A 17,072-nucleotide genomic window follows, 5' to 3' on the forward strand; every position below is an offset into this window, starting at 1 on the left:
ATACCCGTCCTTTGTTAAGGGAAAGTGAATCCAGTGTTATTTTATGGTAATGAAATCAATGGTCATTGTTATCATTGATGGCATGATTGTCTTGACTATTGCCATCTACTTATTGTTTTAAAAAGAAGGTTGAAACTTGAGGAGATCGTCTTCGTATAAAAGGTAGAGGTGATTCTGTGAAGAAAGTTATCGTCTTCATTTTTACGTTGGTTTTAAGCTATAGGCTTGTTTCCTGGGGGACTGGTTTAGTTTTAACTGTTCTTCATGATCCAGATCCATGGATGGTCAATAACGTAGAGGAACCATCAATTTTTGTAAGGATTCTGCCTGCGGTTACTTTAATTCTGCCTTTGCTTATAGCTGTTTTCATAACAAATAAGTTTAGTGAAGCGAGGGGGATAAAGGAATGAAAATCAGTTCATTGCAAGAGAGAAAGGACTTGGTCAGGCTTGCGACTAACGTTTTTTGGGAGCAGTGGGGGAGTGAAAATAACTTCAAGCTGTATGAAGACTGCATTCGTCAATCACTGAAAGATGAGGATGAACTGCCTTTGTTTTATATTCTATTGGATGAAGAAGAAATCATCGGCACGTATGCTCTGCTCAGAAATGATATGAACAGTCGCCAGGATCTTTGCCCATGGTTTGCCTGTCTTTATGTTAAGCCTGATCATCGAGGGAAAAATATCGGGGAACAGCTTCTCCGTCATGCGAGTGAAGAAGCCGGGAGGTTAGGTTACGATACTCTGCATTTAGCTACAGACCTCGAGGGATATTATGAAAAATATGGATGGGGACAAGAAGGGTTAGCTTATGACATAGCTGGAGAATCCATTAAAGTTTATACAAAAGCGACATAAGTATATCCAAATTTTTCTCCTCGTGAATCTATAGGAATCGGGCATCCTACGTTTATGAATACGTAGGAGGAATTGCATTGGAAAACAAAGTAAGCCGTTGGTGTCTAGTCAGTATGGCTTCCATTCCCCTTGTGATGACGCTCGGAAATTCAATGCTGATTCCAGTATTGCCGATTTTCGAGAAAAAGGTTGGCATCACATCTTTTCAATCAAGCACAATCATCACCAGCTATTCTGTAGCGGCAATCATTCTTATCCCTGTCGCCGGGTACTTATCCGATCGTTTCGGCAGAAAATTAATAATTTTGCCGAGTCTTGTCCTGGCTTTTATTGGTGGGCTGATCTCCGGTTTTTCTTCATGGAAGTTAGAAGATCCGTTTCTCTGGATTACGATTGGACGTATCCTGCAGGGGATTGGCGCAGCCGGAGCGACTCCAATTATTCTGCCACTCGTCGGAGATTTATATAAAGACGATGATGAAAAAGCGAGCTCTTGCCTTGGCATCATTGAAACATCGAATACGTTCGGAAAAGTACTCAGTCCGATCCTGGGTTCTATTTTTGCTGTGTTTTTATGGTTTTTGCCGTTCTTTTCGATTTCCTTTTTCAGTTTGATTTCCATTGTTCTCGTTTTCTTTTTTATTAAAGTTCCTAAAGGGAAAAAGGAAAAACCACAGCCGTTCAAGCAATTTCTGAAAAAAACGAAAGAGATCTTCAAACAGGAAGGGAAATGGCTGTACCCGGTTTTCCTATTGGGGGCATACGCCATGCTCATCTTGTTTGCGGTTCTGTTCTTCATGTCCGATATCTTAGAGAAGACTCATAACATCGAAGGGGTGAAAAAAGGATTCGTACTCGCGATTCCGCTTTTCACGTTATGTGTATCCGCCTTTGTGACCGGAAAGAAAATCAAAGGAGACACCACCGTCATGAAATGGGTGCTCGTCATTGCATTGATTATGGTATCGGCAAGTGTGATTTTTGTGGGGTATGTGAATGAGAAGTTGTTTCTGCTTTTAGTTGTGACCAGCATATTAGGTACGGCGATTGGCGGGATGCTCCCCACTCTTGATGCGCTCATAACAGAAGGGATTGAAAAAGAAGAGCGTGGAACGATTACGTCTTTTTACAGCTCCTCAAGATTCATTGGGGTAGCAGCAGGTCCGCCGTTGATGTCGCTGCTTATGAAAGAATATTTGAATATTAGTTATATCGCGAGCGGAGCTTTGGGTGGTCTTCTTTTATTAATTGTTCTCGTATTGATAAAGCCGGAAAAAAGTGGGGATCAAACCAAGACTGCATGAAAAAGTGCCTTTCCAATTGGAAAGGCACTTTTTGTTAACAGTATTGGTTATAGGCATTCGTGAGATTTTCTACAATTTCTTCTACTTCATAATCCTCAATCTCTTCGCGAGGGATGAAGTGGAGCACCTGTCCATCTTTCAAAAGAGCCATGGAAGGGGAGGACGGCTCGTAGCCTTCCAAATAGTCACGCATACGTGAGGTTGCTTCGCGGTCCTGACCGGCGAAGACGGTGACAATGTTATCCGGGCGTTTTTCATTTTTGAGCGATTCGCGTGCGGAAGGACGTGCCAATCCAGCAGCACATCCACAGACAGAGTTAATGACTACAAGGGACGTTCCTTTTGTTTCGCTGATGAACGTGTCCACTTCCTCCGGGGTCGTCAATTCTGTGAAACCGGCGTTCGTCAATTCATCACGCATCGGCTGGGAGATTTCTTTCATATATGCTTCATATGGGTTCATAATTGTAGCCTCCTATTGTTGTTTTTTCTTAGTCGCTTGAGTCATTTGATGCCACACGGATCCTTTAGCTTCTTCGCCGCCTTCAATTCTTTCGATGGCCATATTGATCTGCAGACGAACTTCGAATTCCGGATCATCAGCGGCTTCCTTCAAGGCAGGAAGGGCGGATTCATCGCCAAGCTCATACAAGTACATCGCTGCTCGCCAGCGGACGAGTTTGTTGGAATCGGAAAGAGACTCCATCATTTTCGGCATCGCTTCTTTGAAGCCGAGATCCGAAATGCAATCCCCGGCTGTGCGACGTACGGTGACCGTTTTGTCATTGAGCGCCTTATAGAGATAGGGAAGTGTTTCGAGTTCTTCAATCATTCCAAGATACGCCGTTGCCAGACGTCGGATTGAAGCCTTCTCATCATCCAGCGCTTTATCAAGCAGGCGGTAATCGTCTGCGGTCGGATCCATTCGGTCTAAAGCCGCATAGCGAACTTTCCAATCCTCATGATCCAGTGTTTCCAAGCTGATTTTCGCCTTTTCTTCCTTCGGTTCAACATCAACCGATTCTTGGTCAAACGCTTGTTTAACAAGATATTCCAGTCGTTCGTCGTCATAACTTGCCGAAAGTTCTTCTTTTACCTGTTCCCCAATTTCAGCCACGTCACCATAGCGCGGGTTCTGTTCCGCCCATTTACGCTCCATGATCATGTTCGGAGAAGCGGGAGCTGCTTTCATAGCTGCCTCCATGAAACGTTCAGGAAGCCCTACACGTATTTCTTCTTCGCCTTCCTCAAGCTTCACTTGCATCGGCAGGCCGCGGAACATCTGAACGAATACACGGACTTCCCCGAAATGTTCATCCGGTTCTTCCTGCTTTTGTGAAGGTGCTTCTTCCGTTGACTCCGATCCAAAAACCTTCCTTACTTCAGGAAGAATCGCTTCCCAGGAGACGCGTGCATTTCTTTCTAAAGCGATGAAATCTGTCACGTGGTAAAGGCCTTTGACACCTTCAATCTCAAAAAGGTGCTGGACAAAATCAGGTGCCTTATTTAGTTCATCATCTTTTTTATAATTGTGAGTTTCGCCGTCCGGCAAAGTCTCGTTCAAGTTGATTTTCATTGAATTTGGACTAGGTGTCGGTTCAATGGATACGATTTTCACTGAGTATAACCCCCTAACGGTCTAATCATACTTCCATCCGGTTCCGAGGGATCCCCCTCATTCCATGCTTTCATTTTATCAAAGATTCCCAAGCTCATCCATGCATCCGCCCCCTTCTGCAACTAAAGCTCCCTTTAGTGGAAGACTCAGTTTCGAGATGTTTGTGTGATTCTAGGGGCTCCGGGAAATGGTTCGCTTTCCGCGCAGCCCCCATCCACACAAAGAACATCTCGAAACTGAGTCTTCAACAATCCTGCCATATACTCGAACATTGTAAAATTTTTCATGAATTGTGAAACCAGATTGATTCTGTGACGTACATTAGATGTGTTGAATAAAAGGAGGGGGAAGAATGTCGGAGCCTGTCATGCAGTTGAAGAATGTTAAAAAGACAATTGGCAATAAAACAATTATCAAAGGCTTGGATTTTGAAATCTACGGCGGTGAAGTGTTTGGTTTTCTGGGACCTAACGGAGCCGGTAAAACAACAACTATACGGATGATGGTCGGGTTGATGACGATGACGGACGGGGATGTGATCATCCAGGGGGAAAGTGTGCAGAACAACTTCAAAGGAGCGATCCGTCACGTTGGTGGAATCGTAGAGAATCCGGAAATGTACCCGTTCATGAGTGGGTGGAAAAATCTCGTTCACTATGCCCGTATGATGCCTGGTGTTACAGAGGAGCGGATCAAGGAAGTTGTGAAACTTGTTGGATTGGAAAAGCGGATGAAGGAAAAAGTAGGAAAATATTCCCTTGGGATGCGTCAGCGTCTTGGAATTGCTCAGGCCCTTTTACATAAACCTTCCGTACTCATCCTTGACGAACCTACAAATGGATTGGATCCTTCGGGCATTAGGGAAATCCGTGCGTATATCCGAAGACTGGCAGAAGAAGAAGGGGTTGCAGTCATTGTCTCGAGTCACATTCTTTCAGAAATGGAGATGATGTGTGATCGGATCGGCATCATCAAAAATGGAGAGCTGATTTCCATTCAAACCGTTCAGGATGCTCTCCAGCAAACAGATGAAAAAGAAGTATCCATTGAAGCAACACCTGTAGATCAAACGATGATTGCTCTTCAAGAGATGACAGGCAAGGAAGTGAGCCGAAAGGAAGAACTTCTGACCTTCACCGTAAAAAAAGAAAAAATTCCAACCGTTGTTGCAAATCTCGTGCAAAAAGGAATCCAGATATACAGTGTGAACGTCAACCGCTCTACGCTTGAGGATAAATTCTTGGATTTGATTGGAGAGGGATCCATTGAGTAACTTTTTTCAACTCATTAAAAATGAACAGATGAAGCTCTATCATCAAAAAGCGACGTGGATCATGGCTATTCTTTTGGTGGTTTTAATTGTGGGGATAGGGACTCTTCTCAAAATCGATGATGCGATTACGGGTGGAGAAGGACCGACCGGAGACAATTGGAAACAGGAACTGGAGCAGCAGAATGAGCAATTGATCTCTGCAGGGGAACAACCCCCGGAAATTCAGTACCCGGCTTATACGAATGTGGAGATGAACCAATACCGGATAGAAAATGACTTGAAACCGACACCCTATAATGCGTGGGATTTCGTTCGAGATAACCGGGATCTTGTTGCGTTGGTTAGTCTATTCACAATTATTGTAGCGGCAGGAATTACAGCCAATGAGTTTCGCTGGGGGACAATTAAACTTTTATTGATCCGCCCGATTTCAAGAGCGAAGATTCTTTTAGCAAAATATGTGTCCGTAGTCATCTATGCTTTGGGTATGCTTTTTATCTTATATCTGTTGTCCTTTTTAGTAGGATCTTTATTGTTTGGAATGGGCAGCATTTCTCAGACGTATGTATATACTCAAGCGGGTGAGATTAAAGATGCCGGCATCTTTTCATTTACTGTTTCACAATACTTATTTAGTTTTGTAGAATTAATTATGATGGCTACGTTCGCGTTTATGATCGCTTCTGTTTTCAGGAATACATCCCTTGCGATCGGCTTGGCGATTTTCCTCATGATGGCTGGGAGTTCCATTGTGCTTTTCTTCATGGACAAAGAGTGGGCGAAATATATCCTGTTTGCCAATACGGATTTGAGTCAATATATGGCCGGGACACCATTCGTATCCGGGACTTCCCTTGGGTTTTCCATCGCCGTTTTAGCGGTATATTATGTAGTATTCATGGTTTTATCATGGGGGTTCTTTACGAAACGTGACGTAGCTGGATCATAAAAAAGGAGGAGAAGGAATTGAAACGTACGGTAGAAATCGTTCTTACTATCATAGGAATTGTTCTTTTTGGACTTCCCGTTCTGTTGAGTGGGATATTGTTAAACTCTGCGGATAATCCGCAAATACAACAAGAAATTGAAAACTTCATGAATTCCCCGGAAGTCCAGATGGAAGGGGAAATGAGTTCCACAGATATGACGCAGATGTTTGAAATGATGGGGTCATTCGCGATGTTTGTGTTGATCGCTTCTTTGATTGCGATTGGGTTAGGGATTCTCGCCGCCGTATTCCTTAAAGGGAATAAGAAGCCGAAAGCAGCAGGAATCATTTTGATCATTTCCGCAATTATCTTTACGTTTGCTACGGTCTTTATGGGATTGTTCGGAGGTGTAGCCTATTTGATCGCTGGAATTGTTGCGCTCGTCCGGAAACCGAAAAAGACAGCAACAGACGAAGCAATCAGTTATTAGATAGGAAAAAGCGTGGCTCTATAGCCGCGCTTTTTGTTTGTCATCCATTAAAAATGTAGACCCGTCATATAGGAGGAGAGAAAAACCGTTGTAACGAAAAGTTCATAAAATAGAGAGCTTGAAAATGTAGGAATTCGTCGATTTTTGTTGAATGAATAAGGAGAGAAGAAACGAATGTATTGAAGGAGCTTAATGAATGGAACCATTCCACTTTTTCCAAAGACGTATGTTGGTGAATTATATATGGGGATCGGCGGTAGCTGTTTGCGGTGTTGGAAGCTTGTTTATTTTCTACACGCTTCAGCTTGAAATGAAAGAAATGATGTATTTAATCCTTGTCATGCTGGTGTCTGTCGGGGTCATGTTAACGGCCGAGATTATGATGTACAAGCGCCATGTCCGCCCTATTCAGCAACTGTTCGCAAAAGGTTCACCTGCCCCCGAGCAGGTGAAGAGTGCGTTGCTTAGGGCGCATCAATTTCCTCAGTTGACGGTGAAACGGATTCTAGGCCCACACTTACTAGGGCTTTCGATTCCTGCTTCCCTTTTAGCCTGGGGGGCAATCGAACGTGGACTTGTAGACCTTCCGCTTTATTACATAGGTTACGCATGGATGGGGGCAGTCTTAATTGCTGTCATGCATGCTTTGATAGAATTCTTTATGACAGACCGGGCAGTACAATTGTTGCTGCCTTCGATTTATGAAAGAGGCGCCCTTATGGATTATAAAAGGGAAACATCCATCAGTATTAAGACCAAGTTGTTTTTGAGTTCCATGTTTACTGCAGTTTTCCCTGTCGTTCTTTTCTTACTGGCATCTCAAGTCCGCCTGTCTGAAGGGGACGGGGTGAATGGGTATTGGAACTGGGCTTCTATCATCGCTCTTGTGGTTATGGGGATCGGGGCGCTCGCTGCCCTCTTGCTCTATAGAAGCATCCAGGAGCCGATGGAGCATTTGAGCGAACGCTTTCTAGATGTGCGGCGAGGTGAGATGAATTCGATGGATAACTTGTATATCGATGAATTTGCCGAGTTGGTCTCAGGATTCAATCACATGGTTACCGGTATAAAAGAAAGAGACGAAGAAAACGAACGCCTGCTCGAGAGCTTTTTCACCGTATTTGCTGCAACGCTCGACGCACGTGATCCTTATACTGCCGGTCATTCGAAGCGGGTAGCTGAATACTCGGACTTGATCGCGCGGAGGGCTGGTTTTGATGAGAGACAATTGGACTTGTTGAAAAAGTCAGCGCTGCTTCATGATATCGGGAAAATCGGAATTCGTGATGATGTGTTGCTGAAGGAAGGGCGTTTGAGCGAGGGGGAATTCGCGAAAATTAAGGAGCACCCGGTCATCGGCGCTCAAATTCTCTTGCAAGTTCAGCTGCCGGAATCCCTCACTCCTGTTTTGGCAGGAGTGCGTCATCATCATGAGCGGTATGATGGGAAGGGATATCCGGATGGACTTGCAGGGGATGAGATTCCCTTATTTGGCCGTCTGATGGCCGTAGCGGATGCGTTTGACGCGATGACATCTGACAGGCCTTATCGGCAGGGAATGCCGGTCTCACAAGCGTTAGCGATCATAGAAGAAGGAAAAGGGACACAATGGGATCCGTATTTTGCTGAATTGCTTTTAGTTGAAATGAGACAGGATTTACGTAAAAAAGCGCTCGGCTGAGGATGAGCGCTTTTTTTATCTTATTATTCAAAGATATTATGGAGTTAGTCCAGGTAGCGATTCATTGCATCGACATCCGCACTCTGGCGATCATAGACGCTTCCTTCCTGGGGGCGCAGACCGCTGCCACCGCAAACTTTACAAGTATAGCGCCACTCTTCATCATCCATCAGCAGACCTTCTCCATCGCAAGCGAGGCAGAATTCATCTCTAGCCATCGTCATTCCTCTTTTCCTTGTTTTTCTTACCATTTCTCAAACGCTTCAGGTTATACAGACAGGGGAGATTATTTTTTAAGGGAATCGGGAATGTGAGAATCATTGGAGGGATGACTGTGGCAAACGAGGAAGAACAACAGAAAGCAGACGTAAAAGAAAACAATGATTCAAATCAGCAAATAGATCGGCCAGGTCGGCAATTTTATATTCCGTCCCAAATCGTAGATGAATTTGGTGAAAAGGGAAGGGATCACTTAAACAAGCCTTTCCCTGCTCAGTTTCTACTCGCGCTGACGGCAGGGTCTTTTATGACGTTCGGAGCCGTCTTTTCCATACTTCTTGCCGTCGGGGTTGAAACGAAAGGAATCTATCACCTTTTATCCGGTCTGGGATTCGCGGCAGGATATTCGATGGTCTTCATGTCAGGGGCCGTCCTTTTTACGGAAATCAATGTTCTTTTACCCTCCTACTTGTTTAACAAAGCAGGTTTGATGAAAACGAATATTTATAAATTCTGGATGTCTACTTATATCGGGAACATCATTGGAGCCTTTCTTGTGGCTGTACTGATCCAATCGTCCGGCTCATTCGCCAGTACCTTCTATCCTGAACTGGAGATGTATTTGGATCATAAAATGAAGTTTATGGACCATGGAGTCAAAGGATGGTTTCAAGTTCTGATTTCCGGTGTGCTTGCCAACTGGCTTATCGGAATGGCGGCATTCCTGACGACCTCTGCTCGGGATTTAACAGGTAAAATCCTTGGAACAACGTTACCTGTCGTCCTTTTTGTAGCGGGTAATTTTCAGCACAGTGCTGCGAATATGGGGTATTTCAGTATGGGGTTCTTGGCTTCTGATAAATACACATGGTATGAATATATCTTCTTCAACCTTGTACCTGCCAGTATCGGAAATCTGATTGGAGGAGCCATATTGGTATCTCTTTTGTTCTCTTATGCTTACAAAGAGGACATTCAAACCTCCCTGGGAAGAAATAAGAATAAGAAGGGGGCTAAACGATGAAACAAATTATAGCTATGGGTGGAGGGGGCTTCTCAATGGAGCCAGAAAACCCGCTGTTGGATGATTATGTGTTGAATCAAGTGGAAAAAGAAAGACCGAAAATCTGTTTTGTCCCTACGGCAAGCGGGGATGCGGATAGTTACATCGAACGTTTCTATGAAGCGTTCAAAGAGAAGGCTGAAGCAACTCATTTGTCCTTGTTCAAGCCACCCACGAGAGATTTACGGAAATTCGTACTCGACCAGGACATCATTTACGTTGGTGGAGGATCGACGAAGAACTTACTCGTCCTTTGGCGTGAATGGGGGTTAGATGAAATCATGAAAGAAGCGTGGGAACAGGGAGTCGTCCTTGCGGGTATCAGTGCAGGGGCCATTTGCTGGTTTGATGAAGGAGTGACAGATTCCTACGGTGACCAGCTGGAACCACTTGAATGCCTTGGATTTCTCCCAGGCAGCTGCTGCCCTCATTATGATGGGGAGGACGAGCGGAAACCGGCCTACACATCCTTTATTAAAGATGGATCGATTCGTCCGGGCTATGCGCTGGATGATGGAGCGGCCGTCCATTTCGTGAACACAGAACCTGTGCAAAACGTGAGCTCACGCCCAGGGGCAAAAGGTTATTATGTAAGAGTGGAAGGTCAGGAAGTGGAAGAGAATGAACTGGAAATGAAATACTTAGGCTGACGAAACACCCCCATGCTGAATGATCAGCAAGGGGGTGTTTTTTTGTGATTATAAATGGAAGAAAAAGGTGTACCAGGTCATCCATATTATGGATGACCTGGTACAGTTATATTAGCCGCTACTCAAACAATAGGATTTCCGGATCTTTTTTATAGGTGTGGACTAACATGGCGTGCAATTGACCGCGATGGTGGTACATATGGGCGACTGTTTGGATCAGCCATTCAAAACGTGTATTCGTCACTCCCCACCAGGACGTGGTTTCTGTGTGTAGATGCTCTTCGGTGTAGTTTTCGAATTGTGTTTTAAGTTGAGCGAAGTTTTCAAATAGACGTTCTAAGATGTCATCTTTTGTTTTCATTGATACCGTTTCATAGAAGTGCTCCATCTCTGCTTTTGAAGCCCCTTCTGCGATGTGCCCATCAGCCGCAGGGATTGCTGCAATATGTTCGAGCAATTCCCCAATGGAGTACTTTCCCTCTGTGGGTCTTAGGGTCAAATCTTTTTCGGATAACTGACCGACCATTTCGGAAATGGATGCTATAACGATTTCTAATTGATGAAAAGCGCTCTGACAGTACATATTCATAGGAACACAACCTTATTAAAATTGTTATTCCTCCTCTTATTCTCCGACCTTCGACTAAATCCCTTTTCGAAGCGGAAAACTACATGAAACGACGAAAATCGCCCTAAGTGTTTTTTGCTTTCTGCATAGAAAGACCTACATATGATTTTTTAAAAAAGAAGTTGACTCTGACGTTACGTCATAGCTTATCGTTAAATGTGAGGTGATCACCAGATGTTTAAAGTGAAAGAAATGGCGGAGATGACAGGGGTCAGTGTGCGCACACTGCACCATTATGATCACATCGATTTGTTATCACCGAGCCATGTAAGTGAAAAAGGCTACCGTTTATATAGTGAAAAAGAGTTGGCGCGTCTTCAGCAGATTCTATTCTTTAAAGAGATGGATTTCTCTTTGAAAAGGATTAAGGAGATTCTTGAGGATCCTTATTTTGATGAAGCTGTTGCATTGCAGCGCCACCGTGAAATTTTAAGAGAAAAGAAAAAACGGTTGGAGCGGTTAATCCAGTCGGTGGATCAGACACTCCAATCGTTGGAAGGAGAAGATCATATGGGAAATGAAGACCGTTTCCGTCCGTTTGATAAGAGTGAGATTGAAGCCCATCAGAAAAAATATGAGAAAGAAGTGGAGGAGCGTTGGGGAGACACGGACGCATACCAGCAATCCAAACAGAAAGCATCTCAATATACAAAGGAAGATTGGGAGAAGATTCAGCAAGAAGGAGATGAAATTGACCGCGAGCTTGTAAAGTTAATGGATCGTGACCCTTCTGATCCTGATGTTCAGCATTTGATTGATAGAAAACGTCAGCACATCACTGATTACTTTTACAAGTGCAGTTTGGATATTTTCAGAGGGTTGGGTGATATGTACGTCAACGATCCCCGCTTTACCAAAAACATCGACAAATGGAAAGAAGGTTATGCCGAATTCCTAAGTAAAGCCATGCACGCTTACTGCGACCAGAAGAAAGAGATATAACCGCTAAAGGGGTGGGAATAATTGCAGGACCAGGTCATACAATTATTCCCAACAAATCAAGAACCGATAGACGCAGCTAAAATGATAGCGCCTATCGGTTTTATTTCTGAGTTTTTTTCAATCGATCGGTTCCTTTTTCTTCCGTACCAGGTCATACATATTTTTACATATTAACGGGGTTGGCAAATGAGCCCGTTGTGTACTTTGATGTAACCGTGTCTGAGGATGTCAAATCCTGCTTCATACATATAGAGTCCCATTTGTTCGACAGTCATGAGTTCCCGGTAGGTATGGTTCATCACATCGGCCATGACATGATAGTAAAGACGGGAGCGGAACTGGTTGCGGGGAGTGGTCATAATCGCATAGCCGCCTTCTTTTAGAAAGCGCCGGTGCCAGTCAGCGACTTCCGGCTTGTATTCGTCAGGAAAGTGTTCCAGCAGACCTACGGAAAGGACGATATCGAATTCTTTACCGAAATCAAGGTTGCGTATATCGTTAACGACATATTCGATGTTCAGGTCATCTTTATATATGACTTTCCACTGTCCTGTTTTAGGATTTTCCCCTAAGAAAGGATAATGCTCAGGGAATTCGCCAAACCGTGTGGTCTTGCAAAACTCATCATAATCGACCATGACTATTTCTGCTCCTGGATACATGGCCCCAAGCTGCATGGCTTCGTAACCTTCCGCCGCTCCTAGGAAGAGAATACGAGGGCGCTCGACATGCAATCCTTCAAAAAGAGCCCTTTTGCCACGAGGGTCCCAAATTCCATCCTGAATTCTATGGACATAATTCCATAACTGCAGTTGAACAAGATCACCAATCGCTTGTTTTATTTGTACAGGCTTAAATGAAGTGAGGCTTCGCAAGAAATGTTTTTTGCTTTGGTTTTTTTCCTGAGGTACATCTTTTATGAACCACTCATGAAAAGATTTGTTGAAATAGGTCCATGAAGTGTGCGGATCCATCACTTGATCATTCTTTTTCTCCCATTCCGTCCGTTCTTTGGAGTAATTTGTGACTTCAAAAGGTTTACCTACATCCTTCCATGACAATAGAGACCAATCAGATACCGTGTTTACGCGTAAGAACTTATTGTACTCTTTCTCTGAATAACGTCTAAGATCAACACGGTATTGCGGGTGGGAAAACGTTTCGTCCATATGCTTTTCGCTATAAGGTTTAGTTATCCTTGAATGTTTGACCGCCGCTTCTCCTAACATGGACCAATCACCTCTCCGTAACATTTAGTACAACTATAACCGCTAATGTAAACGTTTACAATACCAACCATTCTGCAACAGCCCAATAATTGTATGACCAGGTCTTACAGTATCTGGTGTACCAGGTCATACAAATATTCCCTAATATAGAACGTGAGTTTAGATTCGGCTTGTACGTATAAACGCAATGAGACACATCTGGCTTTAATGTAGGTACATTTATCCATTACAACCGGATTATTACACTGAAGTAAAGATGATGTAATGTTTGAAAAGTTATTGTTGTGTTCCTGTTATTGGCATATGAGCTGTGCGTGTTACAGTAGGAATTGTGATTTTGAGACAGCGCTTAGCCGAGGGCTGAGCGAGAGCTGTTTACCAAGGAGGAAATTTAACATGATGAAAAAAACAATTGTTTCTTTGGCGGCGGTCGCATCGGTTTCGGCAGTAACAGCAACAGCAGTGAGTGCAGATGAAATTAAAGTAGAAAAAGGAGATACTCTTTGGGGCATTGCTCAAAACAATGGAGTATCTGTGAATGATATAAAAGAAGAGAACGGTTTGAACTCTAATCTGATTTTCCCTAATCAAGTACTTTCTATTAACGAAGGACAAAACGCAGAAGCTCAATCCCAAACTTCCAGCAGCGTTCACACGGTTCAATCCGGAGACACTCTTTACAGCATTGGACAAGCAAATAACGTAAGCGTGCAAGAGCTGCAAGCTTGGAACAATCTTAACTCCAGTCTTATCTATCCGGGAGAAAAACTAACTCTTGATGGAGCAGCAGTTGCAGAGCAGTCCACATCTGACCAAGGCTCAAGCAATGAAACAGCAGAAGCAGAGCAGACATCCAGCCAACCAGCAGATGATGGTGTGGTTAAAACATTGAACATGGAAGCTACCGCATATACTGCATTCTGTGAAGGTTGCTCCGGAACAACCTCAACTGGAATTGACTTGAGAGCAAATCCAGATCAAAAAGTTATTGCCGTAGATCCGAACGTGATTCCACTAGGTTCTGAAGTTTATGTAGAAGGTTATGGTAAAGCAATCGCCGGCGATATCGGCGGTGCAATCCAAGGTAACCGTATCGATGTATTCATGGCAGATCGTTCTGATGCCCTTGACTTTGGACGTAAAAGTGTAGAAGTAAAAGTATATGAATAATATAGATGGAGACGATCCTGTTAAGGGTCGTCTCTTTTTGTTTTTCCGCTGGTATGCGTTTTAAAACGCCCTCTATAAAAATGGACATTTATTTAAAATTTTCTCTTTCATACGGGCTACCCGACGTTGTAAAATATAAAAAATAACATTTTTCCACATAAATAGGTTTGAAAATCAACCCTCGCGGATATTGTTCAGCAATGATGATTCCTTAAATAAGCGATCCAGTTAGAAAAAAACGTATAAAACATAAATTTTTCTTGCGTTTACGAAGTTTTACTAATAATATCAAGGGGAATCGAATTATATACTAAGAAAAGAAGGGAGGACACCACGATGACTCTGCTATACTCAAAAGCCCGTGAGCTGTTCGATCAGGATTATAAAAACAGCCCGGAAGCACAAGTTCAATCAAAGGGTAAAGGCGTAAAGCGTACACGGAGTGGAAAGGTTCTATTCTCTTTCCGTAAGCAGACCAACAAGCGGAAATAGCATTAGAAGTCGTGGAGGTAGCTATGAGAAGTAACAAAAAAAGAATCAACATGGTCGACTATTTTAAACGAGTTGTCCCGTGGATCAGCGTTTCAATGACAAGATATGTCATGAAGCGCTGATTTTTTATATTCAGGATGGTTTACATATATGAAGGTTGGGTTATCGTATTCGCTAAGGAGGCGAAAGTATGAATATTTTCTCAAGCGAAGCTTTAAAAGGGGAACACATTCTTGTTACTGGTGCGACAGGTGGGATTGGGTATGAAACGGCTAAGGAAGTCGTTCGTTCCGGAGGTCATGTGACCATTACTGGACGGAACGAGGAGAAGCTTGCCACGTTAAAAAAAGAATGTGCTACGATAAATGATGAAATGAAAGTTTATATAAGTACCGCTGATTTGAACAATGAAGCAGATCGGATAAAAGTAGTACGGGAAGCGAGAGAGGCGGTCGGTACGGTAACAGGGCTTGTTAATTCGGCTGGCGTCATTGGTGGAGGACCGCTTGAAGATCTAAAAGAGGAAGACTTACGTAAGGTGATGGAGCTTAACTATTTCTCTACTGTCCTTTTTACACAGGAAGTCTATAAAGGTATGAAAGCAAACGGACGTGGAAGTATTGTCAATTTGTCTTCCCTTTCAGGTTTGCGAGGTACGCATTCCGGCACTGCTTACAGTGCTTCAAAATTTGCCATTACAGGGTTCACGCAGTCTTTCGCTCATGAAGCTATAGAACATGGAGTTCGCGTCAACGCCGTATGTCCTGGCTATGTAGATACAGCGATGGGGCAGGAAGCCATCCGTTCAAAAGGGGAACGGGAAGGAAGAAGTTATGAAGAACAAAGGAAAGCGGCTGAACACGGGATTCCTTCTGGAAAGTTGAGTGAACCGGCTGAAGTGGCCCGGTCCATTGTCTATTTGTTATCGGAGGCATCGACAAATATTGTCGGCGAATCTTTGAAAATATCCGGAGGAAGCGTTATGCGATAAGAAAATAAGGAGGTGGGCCCTTTGCCAGGAGAACGATACTCAAGACAACAGCTCTTCCAACCAATAGGAGAAAAAGGGCAGCGCCGTCTGAAAGAATCGCACGTGCTCATGATCGGGGCTGGTGCGCTGGGGACAAGCAGTTCAGAGCAGCTTGTAAGAGCAGGGATAGGAAAATTAACCGTTATTGACCGGGATTATGTGGAATTCAGTAACCTGCAGAGACAGCAGTTATTCACAGAAAAAGATGCAGAAAGCCGTATGCCTAAAGCGGTGGCTGCTAAAGAACGATTGGAAAAAGTGAATAGTGAGGTCCGTATTCATGCAGTAGTAGATGATGTTCAAGTAGAAGAACTTGAAAGCTATTCACAAGGTATCAATTTGATTATCGATGGAACGGATAATTTCGAAACACGTATGCTCATTAACGATTTCACACAAAAACACAAAATCCCCTGGATTTATGGGGGGTGCGTAGGAAGCCACGGGATGACCTATACCATCATCCCCGGTATGAACCCTTGTTTGTCATGTTTGATGAGAAGCATCCCGCTCGGTGCGGCTACATGTGATACGGTTGGAGTGATTAGCCCGGCGGTTCAAATGGTCGCTGCCCATCAGGTGGCAGAAGCTTTGAAAGTGCTGGTAGGGGATTTTCTTTCCATACGTAAAGAACTGGTTACCTTCGATCTTTGGAATAACGACTATACTTCTATTAAAACCGCCCGTGTCAGAACGGAAGGCTGTCCCTCTTGTGGAGAGGAACCAACCTATCCTTATCTATTAGGAAACCACACAACGAAGGTTGCTGTTCTATGCGGGAGAGACACCGTGCAGATACGTCCGGGTAACAAGGGGCAAAGAGATCTGGAGGAGTTGAAAAAGCGACTGCCCGACGGAGAGACTCAGGAGAATCCTTTTTTGTTATCCTATAAAAATTCACAATACCGCATGGTTTTTTTCCGGGATGGCCGTGTATTGATTCACGGTACAAAAGATATTAAGGAAGCAAAAGCGTTGTATCATAAAATCGTTGGTGGTTGATATGGTTTGTCCAGGAAAAGAAAAGGGAATATATAAATCAACAACTAATAAGGAGAGTGCAACATGGGACGACTACTAAAACGAGTGTTCAAATATGGACCTGTGGTATATCCGATCATTAAAAAAATTATGAGGAAACGAAAAGGACGTTATTAAAAGCGAGCAGGGACCTGCTCGCTTTTATTTTTTTCTTCTATATAATAAGGAAGAAAAAAATAAAGTATATTCTATTGATCTAGAAAACTAAAAAAACATTAAAAAACCTATTGCGTCATCCAAAATGCCATGGTATATTATTACTTGTCGCGTTAAGAGAGCGGCAAGCCGCAACGGCTTAACAAAATAAATCATGAAAAAGTTGTTGACGAAAACAACTACACATGATATATTAATTAAGTCGCTGTTTTGAAGCGGCAAACAAAACATTTGATCTTTGAAAACTGAACGAACCAACCAGTACGTCAAAACATTTCTTCTTTATAGAAGAGATTTG

The 17,072-nt window shown here is 43.5% G+C and carries 19 protein-coding genes; 14 read left to right on the forward strand and 5 right to left on the reverse strand.

The features are described from left to right. The first annotated feature begins 176 nt into the window (after positions 1-176). From VKA52_RS02260 to VKA52_RS02270, 3 genes are all read left to right on the forward strand, one after another. On the forward strand, positions 177-410 hold the full coding sequence (locus VKA52_RS02260) for a hypothetical protein (protein ID WP_326314031.1): 234 nt from the start codon (positions 177-179) through the stop codon (positions 408-410). Beyond that, positions 407-859, forward strand: coding sequence for a GNAT family N-acetyltransferase (locus tag VKA52_RS02265; RefSeq protein ID WP_326314032.1), 453 nt, complete (start codon positions 407-409; stop codon positions 857-859). The genes VKA52_RS02260 and VKA52_RS02265 overlap by 4 nt, the downstream gene beginning before the upstream one ends. 113 nt (positions 860-972) lie before the next feature. Then, on the forward strand, positions 973-2,163 hold the full coding sequence (locus VKA52_RS02270; protein WP_326314046.1) for an MFS transporter: 1,191 nt from the start codon (positions 973-975) through the stop codon (positions 2,161-2,163). 34 nt (positions 2,164-2,197) lie between these two features. Here VKA52_RS02270 and VKA52_RS02275 read toward each other — a convergent pair whose 3' ends face one another. Then, positions 2,198-2,626, reverse strand: a complete 429-nt coding sequence (locus VKA52_RS02275) for a BrxA/BrxB family bacilliredoxin (RefSeq protein WP_160916192.1) — start codon at positions 2,624-2,626, stop codon at positions 2,198-2,200. A gap of 12 nt (positions 2,627-2,638) precedes the next feature. Beyond that, positions 2,639-3,781, reverse strand: a complete 1,143-nt coding sequence (locus tag VKA52_RS02280) for a conserved virulence factor C family protein (protein WP_326314033.1) — start codon at positions 3,779-3,781, stop codon at positions 2,639-2,641. A 352-nt stretch (positions 3,782-4,133) separates the two neighbouring features. On the opposite strand from VKA52_RS02280, the gene VKA52_RS02285 reads away from it, so the two are divergent. The 4 genes from VKA52_RS02285 to VKA52_RS02300 all read left to right on the forward strand — a co-directional run bounded on the left by VKA52_RS02285 (position 4,134) and on the right by VKA52_RS02300 (position 8,154). Next, positions 4,134-5,054, forward strand: coding sequence for an ABC transporter ATP-binding protein (locus VKA52_RS02285; protein ID WP_326314034.1), 921 nt, complete (start codon positions 4,134-4,136; stop codon positions 5,052-5,054). Further along, positions 5,047-6,003: an ABC transporter permease gene (locus tag VKA52_RS02290; protein ID WP_326314035.1), complete on the forward strand. Its 957-nt coding sequence runs from the start codon at positions 5,047-5,049 to the stop codon at positions 6,001-6,003. The genes VKA52_RS02285 and VKA52_RS02290 overlap by 8 nt, the downstream gene beginning before the upstream one ends. Before the next feature lie 17 nt (positions 6,004-6,020). After that, the gene (locus tag VKA52_RS02295) at positions 6,021-6,473 is read left to right on the forward strand and encodes a DUF4064 domain-containing protein (protein WP_160917045.1); all 453 of its coding nucleotides are present in this window, start codon (positions 6,021-6,023) and stop codon (positions 6,471-6,473) included. 196 nt (positions 6,474-6,669) lie between these two features. Continuing rightward, complete coding sequence (locus VKA52_RS02300) at positions 6,670-8,154, forward strand: HD domain-containing phosphohydrolase (protein ID WP_326314036.1); 1,485 nt, start codon at positions 6,670-6,672, stop codon at positions 8,152-8,154. A gap of 44 nt (positions 8,155-8,198) precedes the next feature. On the opposite strand, the gene VKA52_RS02305 is transcribed toward VKA52_RS02300, so the two are convergent. Then, positions 8,199-8,405 (reverse strand): hypothetical protein, encoded by a 207-nt coding sequence (locus VKA52_RS02305; protein WP_326314037.1) that lies wholly within the window; start codon positions 8,403-8,405, stop codon positions 8,199-8,201. A gap of 59 nt (positions 8,406-8,464) precedes the next feature. Here VKA52_RS02305 and VKA52_RS02310 point away from each other — a divergent pair, with 59 nt between their 5' ends. Together VKA52_RS02310 and VKA52_RS02315 are read left to right on the forward strand one after the other, a co-directional pair. Beyond that, positions 8,465-9,397: a formate/nitrite transporter family protein gene (locus tag VKA52_RS02310; protein ID WP_326314038.1), complete on the forward strand. Its 933-nt coding sequence runs from the start codon at positions 8,465-8,467 to the stop codon at positions 9,395-9,397. Beyond that, positions 9,394-10,086 carry a peptidase E gene (locus tag VKA52_RS02315; RefSeq protein WP_160917042.1) on the forward strand — a complete coding sequence of 231 codons (693 nt, stop codon included), beginning with the start codon at positions 9,394-9,396 and terminating at the stop codon, positions 10,084-10,086. The genes VKA52_RS02310 and VKA52_RS02315 overlap by 4 nt, the downstream gene beginning before the upstream one ends. 118 nt (positions 10,087-10,204) lie before the next feature. Here VKA52_RS02315 and VKA52_RS02320 read toward each other — a convergent pair whose 3' ends face one another. Then, entirely contained in the window at positions 10,205-10,675 is a 471-nt protein-coding gene (locus VKA52_RS02320) for a DinB family protein (RefSeq protein ID WP_160917018.1), read from the reverse strand. A gap of 213 nt (positions 10,676-10,888) precedes the next feature. On the opposite strand from VKA52_RS02320, the gene VKA52_RS02325 reads away from it, so the two are divergent. Beyond that, on the forward strand, positions 10,889-11,656 hold the full coding sequence (locus VKA52_RS02325) for a MerR family transcriptional regulator (RefSeq protein WP_326314039.1): 768 nt from the start codon (positions 10,889-10,891) through the stop codon (positions 11,654-11,656). A 170-nt stretch (positions 11,657-11,826) separates the two neighbouring features. On the opposite strand, the gene VKA52_RS02330 is transcribed toward VKA52_RS02325, so the two are convergent. Beyond that, the gene (locus VKA52_RS02330; protein ID WP_326314040.1) at positions 11,827-12,885 is read right to left on the reverse strand and encodes a class I SAM-dependent methyltransferase; all 1,059 of its coding nucleotides are present in this window, start codon (positions 12,883-12,885) and stop codon (positions 11,827-11,829) included. 399 nt (positions 12,886-13,284) lie between these two features. On the opposite strand from VKA52_RS02330, the gene VKA52_RS02335 reads away from it, so the two are divergent. The 4 genes from VKA52_RS02335 to VKA52_RS02350 all read left to right on the forward strand — a co-directional run bounded on the left by VKA52_RS02335 (position 13,285) and on the right by VKA52_RS02350 (position 16,579). Beyond that, positions 13,285-14,055 carry a LysM peptidoglycan-binding domain-containing protein gene (locus VKA52_RS02335; RefSeq protein ID WP_442788815.1) on the forward strand — a complete coding sequence of 257 codons (771 nt, stop codon included), beginning with the start codon at positions 13,285-13,287 and terminating at the stop codon, positions 14,053-14,055. A 336-nt stretch (positions 14,056-14,391) separates the two neighbouring features. Continuing rightward, entirely contained in the window at positions 14,392-14,547 is a 156-nt protein-coding gene (locus VKA52_RS02340; protein WP_167356080.1) for a hypothetical protein, read from the forward strand. Between the two features lie 190 nt (positions 14,548-14,737). Further along, a complete protein-coding gene (locus VKA52_RS02345; RefSeq protein ID WP_326314042.1) occupies positions 14,738-15,538 on the forward strand; it encodes an SDR family NAD(P)-dependent oxidoreductase in 801 nt (266 codons plus the stop codon). A gap of 21 nt (positions 15,539-15,559) precedes the next feature. Beyond that, positions 15,560-16,579, forward strand: a complete 1,020-nt coding sequence (locus VKA52_RS02350) for a MoeB/ThiF family adenylyltransferase (protein ID WP_326314043.1) — start codon at positions 15,560-15,562, stop codon at positions 16,577-16,579. Positions 16,580-17,072 lie beyond the last annotated feature (493 nt).

This window comes from Halobacillus sp. HZG1 (assembly GCF_035818575.1).
GTDB classification, from domain to species: domain Bacteria; phylum Bacillota; class Bacilli; order Bacillales; family Halobacillaceae; genus Halobacillus; species Halobacillus litoralis.